This is a genomic window from Acinetobacter sp. V110_1 (genome assembly GCF_031798975.1).
Taxonomy (GTDB): domain Bacteria; phylum Pseudomonadota; class Gammaproteobacteria; order Pseudomonadales; family Moraxellaceae; genus Acinetobacter; species Acinetobacter nosocomialis_A.
In genome coordinates this window covers 958087-974364 of record NZ_JAVQNN010000030.1, presented here as the reverse complement: position 1 = coordinate 974364, position 16278 = coordinate 958087, and the positions used below count along the sequence as shown (strand labels likewise).

Annotated in this window: 12 protein-coding genes; 8 read left to right on the top strand and 4 right to left on the bottom strand. The window is 37.2% G+C overall.

All coding sequences use genetic code 11. The features are described 5' to 3' along the window. The first annotated feature begins 228 nt into the window (after positions 1-228). The 3 genes from RMA95_RS15555 (at position 229) to RMA95_RS15545 (ending at position 2241) form a co-directional block, all read left to right on the top strand. On the top strand, positions 229-1179 hold the full coding sequence (locus RMA95_RS15555) for a 3-hydroxyacyl-CoA dehydrogenase NAD-binding domain-containing protein (RefSeq protein WP_311071770.1): 951 nt from the start codon (positions 229-231) through the stop codon (positions 1177-1179). Positions 1180-1335: 156 nt separating this feature from the next. Then, a complete protein-coding gene (locus RMA95_RS15550; RefSeq protein ID WP_284118476.1) occupies positions 1336-1530 on the top strand; it encodes a hypothetical protein in 195 nt (64 codons plus the stop codon). A 252-nt stretch (positions 1531-1782) separates the two neighbouring features. Continuing rightward, positions 1783-2241, top strand: coding sequence for a hypothetical protein (locus RMA95_RS15545; protein WP_263613364.1), 459 nt, complete (start codon positions 1783-1785; stop codon positions 2239-2241). Positions 2242-2347: 106 nt separating this feature from the next. Here RMA95_RS15545 and RMA95_RS15540 read toward each other — a convergent pair whose 3' ends face one another. Further along, complete coding sequence (locus tag RMA95_RS15540; RefSeq protein WP_263613365.1) at positions 2348-2794, bottom strand: DUF6130 family protein; 447 nt, start codon at positions 2792-2794, stop codon at positions 2348-2350. 95 nt (positions 2795-2889) lie between these two features. On the opposite strand from RMA95_RS15540, the gene RMA95_RS15535 reads away from it, so the two are divergent. Further along, positions 2890-3504: a TetR/AcrR family transcriptional regulator gene (locus tag RMA95_RS15535; protein ID WP_311071767.1), complete on the top strand. Its 615-nt coding sequence runs from the start codon at positions 2890-2892 to the stop codon at positions 3502-3504. Positions 3505-3615: 111 nt separating this feature from the next. Here RMA95_RS15535 and RMA95_RS15530 read toward each other — a convergent pair whose 3' ends face one another. The 3 genes from RMA95_RS15530 to RMA95_RS15520 all read right to left on the bottom strand — a co-directional run bounded on the left by RMA95_RS15530 (position 3616) and on the right by RMA95_RS15520 (position 5781). Beyond that, complete coding sequence (locus RMA95_RS15530; protein ID WP_311071766.1) at positions 3616-4044, bottom strand: GNAT family N-acetyltransferase; 429 nt, start codon at positions 4042-4044, stop codon at positions 3616-3618. Positions 4045-4063: 19 nt separating this feature from the next. After that, the gene (locus tag RMA95_RS15525) at positions 4064-4405 is read right to left on the bottom strand and encodes a hypothetical protein (RefSeq protein ID WP_311071764.1); all 342 of its coding nucleotides are present in this window, start codon (positions 4403-4405) and stop codon (positions 4064-4066) included. 128 nt (positions 4406-4533) lie between these two features. Continuing rightward, positions 4534-5781 (bottom strand): serine hydrolase, encoded by a 1248-nt coding sequence (locus RMA95_RS15520; protein ID WP_311071762.1) that lies wholly within the window; start codon positions 5779-5781, stop codon positions 4534-4536. A gap of 708 nt (positions 5782-6489) precedes the next feature. On the opposite strand from RMA95_RS15520, the gene RMA95_RS15515 reads away from it, so the two are divergent. The 4 genes from RMA95_RS15515 to RMA95_RS15500 all read left to right on the top strand — a co-directional run bounded on the left by RMA95_RS15515 (position 6490) and on the right by RMA95_RS15500 (position 16261). Next, a complete protein-coding gene (locus tag RMA95_RS15515) occupies positions 6490-7050 on the top strand; it encodes a TetR/AcrR family transcriptional regulator (RefSeq protein ID WP_311071760.1) in 561 nt (186 codons plus the stop codon). A 448-nt stretch (positions 7051-7498) separates the two neighbouring features. After that, positions 7499-10681: a type VI secretion system Vgr family protein gene (locus RMA95_RS15510; RefSeq protein ID WP_311071758.1), complete on the top strand. Its 3183-nt coding sequence runs from the start codon at positions 7499-7501 to the stop codon at positions 10679-10681. Positions 10682-10700: 19 nt separating this feature from the next. Then, the gene (locus tag RMA95_RS15505; protein WP_311071756.1) at positions 10701-15623 is read left to right on the top strand and encodes an RHS repeat-associated core domain-containing protein; all 4923 of its coding nucleotides are present in this window, start codon (positions 10701-10703) and stop codon (positions 15621-15623) included. Continuing rightward, a complete protein-coding gene (locus tag RMA95_RS15500) occupies positions 15617-16261 on the top strand; it encodes a hypothetical protein (protein ID WP_311071754.1) in 645 nt (214 codons plus the stop codon). The genes RMA95_RS15505 and RMA95_RS15500 overlap by 7 nt, the downstream gene beginning before the upstream one ends. Positions 16262-16278: the final 17 nt, after the last annotated feature.

Genomic DNA, 16278 nt, shown 5'->3' with positions numbered 1-16278 from the left:
CAATCATACACGTTTAGTGCTTCTAGGGCTGCAATCTTTAGCCGCAATTTTAGCTGTTAAAAATGAATATAATGCAAGAAAAGTACAATAATGATATGAACTTTGGGTTCAGCTTGCCTATTATAAAATGGCTTTAAGTAACCAAGACAAGATGAGAAGTCGACTATTTTTATGGTCGTGTAAGGAAATAAGGACAGTTTTTAAAAGTAATAGGGTCGCGAGGAAACTATGGAAGAAATTAAAACAATCGGTGTGGTTGGTGTTGGTGTCATTGGCGCAAGTTGGACAGCATTATTTTTATATAAAGGCTTTAAGGTAAAGGTATATGACCCATACCCCATAGATGAAGAATTATTTAAAAAGAGAATACAAGCAAATTTAAAAGATTTACAAGATTTAGATTTGCAAACGCAGCCTAGCCATTCTTTACAAGATGTTCTTTCAAATCTAGAGCTTCACAACAACTTAAAAGATGCCGTAGCCGATGTCGATTTTATTCAAGAAAATGCACCGGAGCGTTTAGATGTAAAGCAAAAGTTATATCAAGATATCACATCATATTGTCCTGAAAAGACGCTGATTGCCTCAAGTTCCTCAGGCCTAAAAGTTTCAGACTTTCAAAAAGAGGCAACTCATCCCGAGCGTATACTTTTAGGTCATCCATTTAACCCACCTCATCTGTTACCTTTGGTTGAAATTGTAGGCGGAAATTTAACAGCCCCACAATTTTTAAAGCGCGCTTCCGAGTTTTATCAAGGACTAGGCAAACACCCGATTATTTTAAATAAAGAAGTAAAAGGGCATGTCGCGAACCGCTTGCAAGCGGCCTTATGGCGAGAAGCATTTTCCTTGGTTAAAGAAGGAGTGTGTTCAGCCGAAGATGTTGATATCGCAATTACCAGTGGGCCAGGGCTGAGATGGGCATTATTTGGCCCCTATATAAATATGGAGCTTGCGAACCAGAAAGGCTTTAACGAGGCAATTCATCACCTTGGGCCACCTATGACCGAATGGTGGAATGATATGCAGGCTTTCCAACACTCAGAAGAAACGACAGAGTTGTTAGAAGAACAAACGAAACAGCTTTTAACACATTATAAAGATGTCGATTTATATCAAAAAAGAGATAAAGGGCTAGTCGATATTCTTAAACTAAGACAACACCTAGAGTTAGATTAAACTCATTTTAGAAGTGCCAAACAGGGCTTTACTGCAATGTTTGGCTTTTTTATTGTGGCGTATTTCGGTAGTATTCCTATTCTTCTTTCTGCTCAAAACTTATAAAAAGCTTGCTGTATTCTTAAGCTTTTTATGGTCATAAATTTACTCAGGTATATGAAACGTTACTACAAGCAAACTGGATCGGTGGCTTCACATTGGACGACCGAACAAGACTGTTTTTTAATAGAAAATAATTCTCTTTCTATAGATGAGTTAAAAGAACACTTACCATTTTCTGAAGAAGAAATTAGAGTTCGTAGATCAGTTTTGGGGCTGGTAAGACGAGATCAGCAAATGCGACCGTATTGATTTTACCAAATGGTAAATTTTAATTGAAAATAAATATTTCAAAACATCTTAATAATTTAGAAAAATTGCGGATGAGTTATCAAAACCATACTTTTTTTATGTGATTGTTTAGTGCGGTTTACATAAGGCTTTAACTTCTTACGTTTGACTATAATAATGTTTCACTCCTTTACACTTGTTTCACCATAATCAGAACCATAAAACATTTTAAGATCAAAACTTTATAACAATTGAGATTGAGGAGGGTAAAAAATGCCAAAATATTTAGCCGTGGCTGAAAAGGTTTATAAGAATATTAAAAAAGACGACTTATTCACCAATGACCTTACACAAAATCTGAATTGTTTAATCAGTCAGATACGTAAGGCCATTAAAGGGACTGAGTTTAAACTTAAGTTCAATTACATTGATTTTGATGAACAGCTCACCAAGCCTCTTAGTGAATGTAAAGTCAAAGTCGATTTAAGTGTTATGCCTAAGTTTGAAAATGAAGGAGAGTATTTACTCTGGTTAGCAAGTTTTATCGAGCGGATTACAGAAGGAGGGAAACCCAAATTTCCACCAATTTCACAGCTCATCCCGCATGGATTTAAAATGACGAAAGAATCATTTCCTGTGACAGCCGCTCCTCAAAAAGAAGAGCATGCAGATATGATTATTAATTATTTTAAATCGAAAGATTTTCTGAAAACCGAGAAAACTCCTTCATAAAAGAATATAGAAGTATTCGTCCACCATACTTCTATATACCTGCTGGTTTATACTCAGCGACCGCCTTCTGGGGCGGTTTTTTTTATGGGTTTTACACCATCACTGATCAATGGGAATGCGTATTTCTAGAGTCTATGTTTGTAGTGACAAACGTCAATGTCTGATGATCTAACACTTGATGTGTTGCATCAGCCAAATCAATGGAAACCGTATGCTCACCGGGAGCCAGTCCCTGAAGGACAATTGGCTCTTCAGACGCTTGTACCCAATGCCAAGAATTGTGATCAAGCGAAACATGCAGGTGACCGAGTTTTGGTTTAACCGCGAGCGCCGCATCGCCATAAACAGACAATATTCGAATATTCTGCGCATGCCAGCGGATAATGACGACCCCTTTAATGACCTGATGATCTGTTGGAGAGTCAATAATCAAATGGGGGGCATTATCCTTTTGCTGCACTGGTGATACGTCAACACTGGTCTCGTTCGCATAGGCTTGCGATCCCAAAAGCAATACCCCCAGTATTCCTGTGACCAGTAACTTTGTGTTCATAACGAAGCACTCTGAGATTAATGTAAGCACAGATTACATTGATCTCAAAGTACTGTCAAAGTTAAACTATCGTAAATTTACAAGTGATGAAATTCATGGCAGATACACAACGGGGTTATCACCACGGCGCACTGAAAGCCGCACTTATTGATGCGACGCTAGTTCTTTTAAAAGAGGGTGGGATTGAAGCCGTTTCTGTGCGAGAGGCAGCCAAACGGGCGGGTGTTTCACCAGGTGCACCGTTTCGCCATTTTCCATCGAGAACTGCACTACTGAATGCAGTCGCAGAAGAGGCCATGGTTCGTCTCACTATGCAAATCGATCAGGCACTCACACAAGCAGCGAGTCTCTCACCCTTAGAGCAATACCGTGCATTAGGACAGGCGTTCCTGATTTGGGCCTTTGAAAATCCGCATCACTTTCAAGTGATTTCCACGCGCGCCGTCATCGATTTCGAGGGAAGTGGGCTTCGGGCATCCAACGACAAGATTCGTCGCCAGATGCGACAACTGTTGAATGATGCTGTATCGAGTGGAGAGCTCGTCGGTATTTCGGCTGAAGATGCTTTGTTGTCTACTCGTGCATTGGCTTATGGCCTTGCCCGTATGAATATTGATGGACAGTTACAGAGTTGGGACGTTGAGTCAGGGAACTACCTTGGGCTTGCACAATGTCTGATCAATGAACAAATTGATCGCCTTAAGCGTTGAGATTTCATTCTGATTTCTAAGTCGTGCTCAATGTCTTAAATAGGGTGGGCAATGCCTACTGGTTTATACTCAGCAACCGCCTTCTGGGGCGGTTTCTTATGAGTTTTTACATCATTTACTTCTTTCTAAAAGTAAAACAGGTTTGTCGTAATTACTATTACACCACTCATATTTTTTGATTACAGCTTGAGGAACCTGAGCCATGTCTTTCACGGGAACAAAACCCATCGAACCGTAAAAACTTTCTAGTTCTGCAAAAGGTAGACAGTAAAGCACAGAAAAATCCGAGTTTTTAATTAAGAAATCGACCACTTTACGGGCGATGCCTAACCCTTCATTATCAGGAAAGACGTAAATTCCACCGAGTTCGCCGCTATTCGAATCAATACACACAACTCTACCTTGCCCAACAGTTTTATCACCAATAGAGGCGAGTACAATAAGTTCATCTTCATGTGATGGAACAAAATCAACCTCAGCATAACGTTCGTTTATAGCTTTGAGATCGGCAGAAGTAGCAAATCTTAATGAAATTTCCATAATATTTTCTGTAGTACCATTAAGTTAGATCAGGGGGGAAATTAAGCTTTCCTTTATGAAAATATTTCTTTCCTTTATAGGATAAGCGTGAGGTATAGTCTGTGTCGATCATGAGCGTTACAGTTTCAATTTTTGCACTTATTGCATAGTAGAGATCATATTGCTCTTCTGTTTTTACACTGACTATTTTGCCATTTGATAGAATAGCTTCAGCAGCTTCTAAGTCAGTTTTATATTTATATATATCAATGCTTTCTTGTGCTTCCCACCAGAGAATAATATCTTCAATATTTTCAAAAGGGCTATACCAAAGAACTTCTACCGCACCCTCATCAATCGCTACGGGTATAATTAATGGCATCTTCATCACCAACTACTTATTTAATAATAAATTTCTCAAAAAGACTGTACACAACTATCTATATAAATCCAAATCAACCCATCATAAGGAGTTGCTAAAAGCCTACTACTCATGATGGGCTTATGTGTTTAACGATTCATAGAATCAACAGCTTGAAGTATACCTGTAAATAATATTGCTAGTTTTGATTCAGGCTGTGGCTCATTTCCATTTGCGGTAAATACTGCACAAACTTTATGACCTTTTTGAGTTTTTCCAATCACTGAAAAGTTAATTACGCCGTATTCAGAGCCACCTTTAAAACCAATTTTTTGCCAATTTAAATTTTTAAACAATGGATTTAAAGAACTATTCAGAGCAGGGGCATCTTGAACACTTTCAAGCAGAGGACAAATCTCGTTGGCTGACATGTACCATTCAGCATCTTGCCAAGTCGCCGATTTTCCGATGCTACTCACATTCGGTAGCGGGAGTTTGTCTAGCTCAGAAAGCGCTTCTAGACGAGCTGACTTTGTACCTGTTTTAAACTTATTTTTTAGCTTTTCATTACTTGGATCAATCAGTTGAAATAGTTCTCGTGTCGTCAGCATCGGGATGTTTCTAGGTGATAACGCTTCTATACGAGGTTTCTTTAATACCTCTATCAGGCTATCGGTCGCTGTATTATCGCTAATTTGTATCATTAACTGCGCGAGAAGTTCCAGATTTACAGGTGTGCCATCAGGCAAGTTTTGTAAAACTCCTGTTGGTAATGAGCGATTTTTTTCTTTTAAAGAGACTATAGTTTCTCTTTTTAATTCACCTTTTTTTATCGCATCTTCATACGCTTTTAAAACGAGTAACTTAAAAGTTGAACCCACAGCCATTGGAGTTTTATCATTTTCAACAACCACAGGTTTGTTATCTACAATAACTAAAAGAGAAGTTTTACCGACTGCGTTTTCATGTAGTCCTTTAACCATTTCGTCTAAGCTTACTGTCTTAAAATGAGGCGCGCTAAACCAAAGGGTGCTAATTTGCCCTTGCTCATCTAAGCTAATTGAAACAGGTAATTCTCCTTTCTCGAAATCAATCGTCCCAGAGCCATTTGAGACATTAATACTTTTAAGCGTGCCTAAAGAGGCTTTTAAATCATCAACGATTTTTTGAATTTGTGTTATGGAAACTTGTCCTAAAAATTGAGGACTAAATAAAGCAGGTTCTACGGGTTTATCTGTAAAAATTGATGAAAGCGTAGTCGATAAAGTATCCATTTTTTGTTCTGTCGCTGCATGAGTAGTAGAAATAACAATAGGGGAAACATTCAAAGCCATAACACTTACAGCAAAAAATAAAGCTCTAGTTGTGTACATTTTCTTGGTGATAAAGTTCTTCATTCAATGTCCTCTTATATTCAGACTCATCTACAGTTTTTTATAAATGGTTTTAAAATAAGCATTCATTTTGGCCCATCAAAACTTATATATCTATATAAATTTCTTCGATTTTATAAACCCTCATTTAATAATAAAACTAAATTATTTACCCTTACTTTTTAATGATTTATTTTAAAGCAAATGTCATTTTGTGTGCTTGACTGCACGTAACTTGGATAATATCCTTTCCGAACTGGCCTACATTGCCAGGTGGTTTTGACAGACCACTTAGGACCGCATCAGATTTATTCCTTTCTGAGGGATACTTCTATGTGTACTTCTCGTTCCCTCCCGTAGCGGTAGGACGGGAGAGGGACACACTCGTGTGTGCTGGAGTCCTACCAGTCTGTCAACCCGCTTCCGTTCTGCCACCATAATTTTAATGTCTGGTAGAACTCCCAATAGAAGGAGTTGGCTTTGCACATTCATTATTTCTTGGCTCTCGATGCCAAAAGCTATAACGACACCACTTAAATCATCTTTAAACAGCTTGATGACCTTTAAGGTTCTCAGGCTTTAAGTCATTACGGCTCAAAATTTGTATCAACAATAAAACTTGAGATGTGCCAAGCACAGTCTTTATGGCTTTGCTGTGCCTTTTTTTCTCCCCAAAAGGGCACAGGCTTTTTTCTCTTTTAGAAACAACAAGAATTTATAACGGTAAAAACTATGCCACCTTTAGTATTTTCTACACGTGCTTTAAAAGTTATTAATAAGGCGATTGATTTATTTCACCACCACGGATTTCACCTTGTTGGCGTCGACAGAATTGTGAGAGAGTCTGAAATTACAAAAATGACTTTCTATCATTATTTTCAGTCCAAAGCGCGGTTTATTGAAATTTGCCTACTCGTACAAAAAGAACGGTTACAGGAGAAAGTCATTGCAATGGTCGAGTACGACAACAACCTAAACGTGAAGGATAAACTCAAAATACTTTATGACTTGCATACTGACTTGGAAGGGCCATATTACCTGCTATTTAAAGCCATTTTTGAAACTAAAAATAATTATTCAAATGCTTACCAAGTCGCCATTAAATATAGAACATGGCTGACCAATGAAATCTATAGCCAGCTTAGAGCGCTTAATAGGGAAGCCTCATTTCATGATGCCAAATTATTTTTATATATGATTGAAGGCACCATTATTCAGCTTTTAAGTTCCGATATTTCAAATGTGAAAGAACAATTGTTTGAGCGATTTCTAATGTCATTTATTCGAAATTAGAGTAGTGTTAAGAAATGTTAAAAATTGTTTCTAATTATAATTTAAAATATCTAAACTATTTTAAATTGAATCTTTGCATGGAAAGTAATTTGGAAGTATTTTTCAATAATAGTAGATCTATTTTTGAATTATAAAAATATTATATATAACAGTATGTTACGTTGTTATTGATATTTGAATTGACCAATAAAATGTATAAGCCTGTTTATTACTTATACATTTTTTAAACAATTGATTTATTGGCTTATTTTAAAAAATTAATGCTTTATAAATGAGGCTTAATATAGCAAAATTAACAAATCTTTTAATCATGCTAGGGTTAGATTCTATTCTGTTGAATAGAATAAGTTTTAATATTTAATTTAAATGTAAAATTAATTCTTAATTAAATAGACAGATCTGTACGTGCTTTGTAAAATACCACTAAATATAATTCAGTCCTATAAAGATGTTGAACAGTATTCATCAAGTTTTAGATAGTTTGGGCATTAGCCCACAGAAACGAGCTATTCATATTCAATTTACGTCTCCGATATTGAATGACCAAGTCTTTCTGCAAAGAATTGATGGCGTACATGCACTCAATGATGGCTTAAAAGCAGAACTTTTATGCCTATCAACCAATGCAACGATTCAACTAAAATCTTTTATTGGTATTCAGGCCGCTGTAGATATAGTGACGGAGCGAGGTGAATTAACCCGTGTTACAGGCATTATTACTCATGCTCAGCAAGGCCAGTCAGATGGAAGCCTAACTTTATATAAGCTGACCTTAGAAGATCCAACCGCATTATGGAAATATCGCCGCAATTCGCGCGTATTTATGAATAAAAGCGTGGTTGAAATATGGGAAATATTATTTAAAGAATGGCAAGTTAAAAATCCGCTATTTGCTGCAAGTTTAAGTTTGGATTTAAGCGGTTTAACACAAACTTATGATGTTCGTCCTTTTGTTATGCAACATAACGAAAGTGATTGGGACTTCCTCACACGCTTACTTCGTAGTGAAAATATCAGTTGGCTGATTGATGAAGCTCAGCATATTGTTCCAAGTACCGATACATCTATTCAAGCTCAGAAACTCAGGTTGATTGATGCCAATAGCCAATATCAGCCTTTAGACCGTAAAACGATTCGTTACCATCGTAGTAGTGCGGTGGAACAATACGACAGCATGACTCGCTTAACTGCCGAGCGTTCTCTTCAACCCAACGTTATGCATATACAACGTTGGCAAGCAGAAATATTAGAACAAGAAGAAGGGATTGGAAGCGTTCAAAGTAAGCATCAGCATAGCGAACAATATGACAATGCTACACTTGGCTTAGAGCAAGCTTGGAACTATGCGCCTGCATGGATTGGTGACTTAAAGGGTGAAGATGGTGTAACTAAATCTGGAAATCAACAAGTCGAACGCTTAAACCAGAACCTCCACAATTACTACGAGTCACAGGCGAAACGCTTTATTGCACAAACGACGGTCCGCGATGCCTATGTGGGTTACTATTTCGAATTAAATGAACACCCAGAAATAGACCAGCATGAAAGCTCAGATAAAAGCTTTCTGATTGTTTCTAAAAATTTCTTTAATCAGAATAATTTACCTAAAGATTTAAATGAGCAAATTAATGGTCTATTGGCGCAAAGTAACTGGTCAATACAAAACCCCGAGAACAGTGATGAACGCCAAGCGAATCAACTGATTTTACAACGTCGTCATATTCCAACAACACCAGCTTATAACCCACAAATTCATAGACCAGTTACGCACCCACAACGCGCAAAAGTGGTGGGTCCTGAAGGTGAAGAAATCTATGTAGATGAATGGGGGCGTATTAAAGTCCGTTTCCTGTTTACCCGTAGTGATGATCATAGCCATGATGGGGGGGCAGGAACCAATAATAATGACACCGATTCAGCTTGGATTGACGTTCTAACACCGTGGGCTGGAGAAGGCTATGGTGCACGTTTTTTACCGCGTATTGGTGAAATTGTTGTTATTGACTTCTTTAATGGCGATATCGACCGACCATTTGTGATGGGTCGAATTCATGAGGCACAGCGTCATCCAACCAAATTTGATAACAAAGGTAAACTTCCTGACACTAAAAAGCTGAGCGGTATCCGTTCCAAAGAAGTGTCGGGTGGTGGTTTTGGACAACTTAGATTTGATGATACACCGGGCCAAATTAGTACCCAACTCCAAAGTAGTCATGGTGCAAGCCAGTTAAATCTGGGGAAACTCAGCCATCCTAAAGACAAAGCGGAAAGTGAAGACCGCGGAGAAGGCTTTGAACTGCGTACTGACCAATGGGGAGCTTTACGTGCGGGGCAAGGTTTATTGGTAACCACCTATAAACAAGATAATGCCAAAGGCGAACACCTCGATGCCGAAGTTGCGAAAAAGCAACTTGAAGGGAGTCAAACTAACAGTAAAGCACTGAGTGACATCGCTAAAAACCAGAAAACCGATGAAATAGAATCGATTGAACAGTTAAAAGATTTTGCCTCACAAATTCAGCAGCAAATCGCTAAATTTGAAAAAGCTTTACTGCTTTTAAGTTCACCAGATGGCATAGCCTTGAGTACGTCTGAAGATATTCATATCTCGGCTGATGCACAAATCAATCAGATTGCTGGAGACAGCATCAATATAAGTACTCAAAAGAATGTGATTGCCCATGCCCAAAATAGGCTCAGTCTCTTTGCTGTGCAAAGTGGACTAAAAGCAGTCGCTGCACAAGGCAAGGTAGAAATACAAGCCCAGTCAGATGCTTTAGATGTGCTTGCTAATAAAGGTATTACCATTTCTTCGACAGAAGATCGGATTGAAATTAGTAGTCCTAAAGAAATTGTAATTACTGGCGCAAGTTCACAAATTACCTTAAATGGTTCAGGAATCTTTCCAAAAACTGGCGGGAAATTTCAGGTCAATGCTGGACAGCATGTGTTCCAAGGCGGCGCATCGGCAAGTGTTAAATCTAGTTTGCCACCACCACCAAAACGTGGGCAGGGTGTACTTGAGTTGTTCCATGAATATGCACATGGTGAGTTTGTTAAACAAGGCGGTTATACAGTAACTGATTCGTTAGGGAAACAGTTCAAAGGACAACTGGATGATAAAGGCTTTGTTCGTGTTTCGGGGTTAGCTACAGGTTCAGCCAAAGTTATATTTGAAGAAGATAAGCGTAATCCTTGGGATGAAGCGAGTGATTTTAAACGCCCTCCTATGTGGCCAAGTGATAATGATATGAGTGCTCAAACCTTAATGGGTAAAGCAGATAGTGTTTTGAAAGGTGCAGTGACAGAAGCTAAAAAAGCTTTAGGTCAAACATTCACAAATCCAAGTTCAATTATGAGAACAATCGATACTGCAAAGCAATTAAAAGAAAATGGTGCAAGTGCATTGTTGCCAATGGTGCAACAAGGTGTTGAATCACATTTAACGAGTCAATTGACCAATTTTACCTCTAAGGTTTTAAGCCAAAGTTCGACAGGGCAAGGATGGATGCAAGGGAGAACTAACCCCGTTGCTCCAGTTACCAACGGATTAAATGTAAATCCATTAAGGGCTCAAGACTCGAAAAATACAGAGACTGCTCTTAATCCTATGAATTTTAAGTTTAAATAAGAATTGAGAATTTATAAAAATGCCAACAGCACCAAAAACTACTTCTCAAACGAAAGCCAAGCCAAGTGTGAGAACAAATACCGGACAAGTTGCGGTAGTACCTTTAAATAAATTGTATGCTGCTGATGTTAAAGCAGGTATGAATAAAATTGATTCATGGCTAAAAACGAATACCAAAGGTTATGTCGATTTAAATACGATTAAAAGTACTCTTGGCACACTGCCAGTCATTGGAAATGCAATTGCTTTAGTCGATGCAATTTATGATGTTATAGACATTAGTAAAAAGCCTAGCCCAGCTTTTACAGATTGGTTGAATTTGGGACTGGATGTTATTGGTATTATTCCAGCACCGCCAACCATGGCAACAATGCGAATGAGCCTAAGACCTACGTTGAATTTGGTTAGACAAAAGGCGAAAGGCACAATTTCTGATACGATTCTGGTCATTCTGAGCGATCATTTAAATGAAAGAATTGCTGGGGAATTAGATCAATTCGCGAAAAATGCCCAACCCCTTGTCAACCAGATGTTGCAAAATTGTGGAACAAAAATTACAGCTATCAGTAATGATTTTGCTAACGGAATTCAAAAAGTACTTAATGGAAAAGTATATAGCTCTGCTGGTAATTTAAAAAATGCCCAAAAACAATTAAACAAAGTTAACTTAAATAATTTACAACGCAACCCTAAAGCAACGATATCAAATGCTGTTGATGGGCTAGTAAATATTTGGAAAGCAGGCGTAAAAGAACAAATAAATACCGTTGCAAAAGGTGTATCTGCTGTTGTGCCTGCTAGTGCAACACAACCTATCCAGAATGCAATCACTTCCATTCGTGTTTTTGGTAGAAAAGCACCTACATATTTAATGACTTTGGCAGATCCAGCGAAAGCAATGAGTATCGCTTGGCTACTCAATGTGTTGCTTAAAGCTGTACAGAAGTTCAAACTAAAGGGTACAAAGACTGCAAATATTAAACCCACACAAGTTACTGAAAAAAGAAGACAAAAACCAAACGGAGAGCTTGAGAAAGCTAATGTTCAAGCAAAGTCAAAGGGTAATCCCAATGTAACTGAATGTGCAGTAAATTTAAGGGGTGGTAAAAGCAAGCCCAAATCTACCTCTGGTACAAAAAGAAATATTACCTATGCTTTAGGTACAGAGTGTTTAACTCATCAAGATGCTTATGTGTCATCAATTTTAAGCTTTGTATTAACTCGGAAATATGCGTCTAATCTTTATCAATTAGATCATGGTGAGTTTGGTGCAAGATGGATAACACCGTTTACAACCCGTATTGTTCCACAGAGTGAATATATTGAAGAGACAGAGGAACGTGCTGGATATTTAAAACACTTAAGTGGTTTTGAATTTATTGGAGCAGATGCTCGTCCAATTAAGTTACCAAACCTGAAAGTAGGTGAGAGTTTCCATAATAAAACTGAAGATTTTTACTATAGTGTAATTTCTGAAAAAGTTCAGATGATCTCTTATCAAAAAGAAGAGAAACACTTGTTTGAAAAATATCAGGATGGTTATCGACTTTCAGCCATAGAATACAAGAATGGACTTACCTTAGCGGTACGTTATGGCCACCAATTCGAAGGTCGAAGTTTTATTTCAGATATTGTTATTAAAGAAAAACAAAAACAGTTGATTCATGTTGCATTTCAGGTAAATGCTTCTGGAAGAATTGAAGATGTATGGCTGGTTGAAAATGGTCAGCTTGCTCGACCACTGGCTAGTTATAACTACAATGAAAAAGGCGATTTGGTTGAAGCAATTACCGAAAATGGGGCGAGCTATCATTACCAATATGACCATCATCTTTTAACTCGTTATACCGATCTTACAGGTCGGGGCATGAACCTTGAGTATGATGGTATCGAGCCAACGTCTAAGGCTTATCATGAATGGGCGGATGATGGCAGTTCAGATACAACTTTACAATGGGACGAAAATATTCGTCTAACGTATGTGACAGATGCTTATGGAGCCGAGACTTGGTATTACTACGATATTGAAGGTTATACCTATCGTATTATTTATCCTGATGGGCTGGAAGAGTGGTTCTTCCGTGACGACTTTGGTCGTGTAACTAAGCATGTAGACACTGATGCAGCGGTGACTATTTATGATTATGATGAGCACGGCAACATTGTATCTATAACTCAACCAGACGGTTCCCTTCTACATTATGCTTATGATGAAAACCGTCAGCTTATAGGTATGGTGGATGCTGAAGAGGGGCGTTGGTTTAAAGAATATGATGCGGCTGGAAACATTACTAAAGAAACCGACCCACTGAAGCGTGAAACACAATATAGCTATAACGGTTTAGGTTTACTTACTTCAATTAAAGATCCTAAAGGTGGTACTAAAACCTTAAGTTATGATGACCAAGGCAATTTAATTAGTTATATCGATTGTTCTGGTAAAGAAACCAAATGGACTTACGACAAAAAAGGTCGAGTTGTTGCAATAGAAAATGCTTTAAAGCAAAAAGTTGAATACTTTTATAGTGATCTAACAATTGAGCAACGTGAACCAGTTATTAAAGGTTTACCTCTAAATGCTTTTGGTCAACTTGAAAAGATTAAACATGCTGATGGCACAGAAGAACACTTCATTCATGATGCTGAAGGGCGTTTACTGGCACATATAGATCCGAAACAGAATATCACCAGATATGAATATGATGCGGCAGGTTTAATTGCATCACGAACAGATGCGCTCAATCATAAACTTAAATATGAGTGGGATAAGCTTAATCGTCTCAAGCGCCTAATTAATGAAAATGGTGCCAGTTACCAATTCTTCTATGATGTCGCAAGTCGACTCGTTAAAGAAATTGATTTTGATGGTAAAGAAACCATTTATAACTATGACGAAACAGACGGAAACCTTGTTAGTAGTGTTGAAGTCGCTTCTATGCATGGTCAAGATTTACGAGATCGAATTGCACCGAAAGATCGTATTCAAAAGTTTCTTTTCGATAGCATGGGGCGCTTAGAACAGCGTACAGCAGGCTATGGCTATGTTGAACATGATTTAGAGCAACAATTAGTTGAAGAATTTGCTTACGATAGTAATGGCAATCTGATTCAAGCCAAAAATGCTGAAAGCAACCTACAGTGGTATTACGATGCTGTAGGCAATGTAATTCGTGAACATCATCAAGACTATAAAACCAAGAAAACTGGAGTCTGGAAACACAGTTACGATGAAATTAATGATCGAATAAAGACTGTGCGTCCAGATGGACAAAAGATTGACTGGTTAACTTATGGTTCAGGTCATGTTCATAGTCTGATCGTGAATGGTCAAGATGTTGTAAGTTTCGAACGTGATGACTTACACCGTGAAATCGCGCGTCACTATGCCAACGGAATTAGCCAAGAACAACATTACGATACGATGGGACGTTTAACCCAGCAAAATATTGTTAATGGTCATGAGTTTGGGTATCCGTCAAATGAACAAGTTAGCCAGACCCAGAATAATGCAATTCAAGAAACACAGCAGTTGATTCAACGTTTATATCAATACGATAAAACTGGTCAATTAACAGGAATTAATGATACTCGTAGGGGCAATATCAATTATAAATATGACCCAGTTGGGCGTTTGCTTGAGGCTAGCAGTAAGTTAGGTAAAGAAACATTTAGTTTTGACCCTGCGAGTAACATTCTAGATTCATATCATAGTCAGAAAGTTCAAAGCCATTCACAAAAGCTAGATGAAACAGGCTATGGTTATAATCGTTTGGTTAATAACGTAGTTAAAGAATATCTAGATCAACAATACCAATATGATGTTTATGGACAACTGGTTTGCCAGAAATCAACCAAGGGTAATTTATATCTTGAGTGGGATGCGTGTGGACGACTAATTAAAAGTCGTAATGCTGAATATACGGCAGAGTACCGCTATGATGCATTAGGACGCCGTATTCAAAAGCGGAGTAAGCATCACCATACCGGTGGTGAACATAACATCATTTATGGATGGGATGGCAATACACTTGCTTATGAGTCGAATGAGCAAATTACCAAGCATTATATATATGAGAAAGATTCATTTGTACCACTGGCACAGGCGGTTTATGCAGAAGAAATAGAGCTTCATCAAACACCTGACTGGGCAGATAAGCCTTATAGTTTACAACGTGACCCATTATGGAAAGTAACCAAAACTGCAAAAGACTTTAAAGATTTTTGGTTCTATCATTGTGATCATTTGGGTACACCACAAGAAATGACGGATCATACAGGTGCGGTCATTTGGAAAGCTGAATATAAGGCTTGGGGTGAGTGTAAAGCTGAAAAAGCTAAATCTAACTTCTTTGAAGACTCGGAGATTATCAGTAATAATATCCGTTTCCAAGGGCAGTATTTTGATGAGGAGACAGGGCTTCATTACAACCGTTATCGTTATTATTCACCGTATGTAGGGCGTTTTATTTCCAAAGATCCTATTGGGTTATTGGGTGGAGATAATGTATATGCATATGCACCAAATCCAGTAAGTTGGATTGATCCTTTGGGATTAAGTACTACTAATCAAATTAGAAGAGATTCAACTAAAGGTGATAAAGAGTTTTCAACAAATCGAGCTGCAAGAAGAGAAGCCATGCGTCAAGCTGGTATACCAACCTCACAAAGTTATACTAGTTCTTTAAAATTTATGGGAAATGACTCATCTGGTAAACCTATGTATATTGAAAATATAAAAATAAATGGTTCTGGGAAACAATATAATGATAAATTGCAGTTACATCCACAAGGGCATGTTTTTAAAGATAAAAACCCAGTTGAATATGAGAAGCCACATTATCACGTAGTAAAAAATGGCGTAAAACAAGATGGTCATTTAACTTATGATAATGGTAATGCTAGATCTACAAATAAATATGGAGGCGATGACCATAGATGCTAAAGTGTTCTTTTGATGTTATACCAGAATTTCTTAAACTTCCTGATTATTTTAAAAAGGAATCAGTAGTAATTATTCTTGGGGGGAAAAATGAATTTATTGATTTTTTTACGAAAAATATTAATGATTATCTCTTAACTGAAAGTTTTAAAATTAATTATTCAACCCAAATTATTGATTTGGAATCAATGGAAAAAGTGATTAATTTTAAAGGAGCATTTGGGCAAAATAAGATGTTTAAATATAATAAGGTGAAGGTGTATAGTGAAAAATTTTATATAGATAATAATTTATATATTTATGATATAGCTTATTATCATGATTATTTAGAGGAAAATATGAATCTGTTTAAAAGTGGTTTTTCAGGATTTTCTTTTTTCTCAAAAAAAGATAAAGATAGGGAGGAATATATATTTCCAATTGATTTTCAAAATGATTTTTTTGGTAATATTTATATAAATTTTGATAATAAGTTTATAGATGGTTGTTGTGATATAAATGAAGAGGATATAGAAGAAGTATATTTAAATGGGTCTGCTAGAGTTTTGGGGGTAGATTTTTTTGAAAGATATAATAATTTAAAAAAAGACGAAAAGATAATTGTAAAAAATGAAATTGATAAAATAATATTAAAAGAATAGGATTTTATTTAAAATAA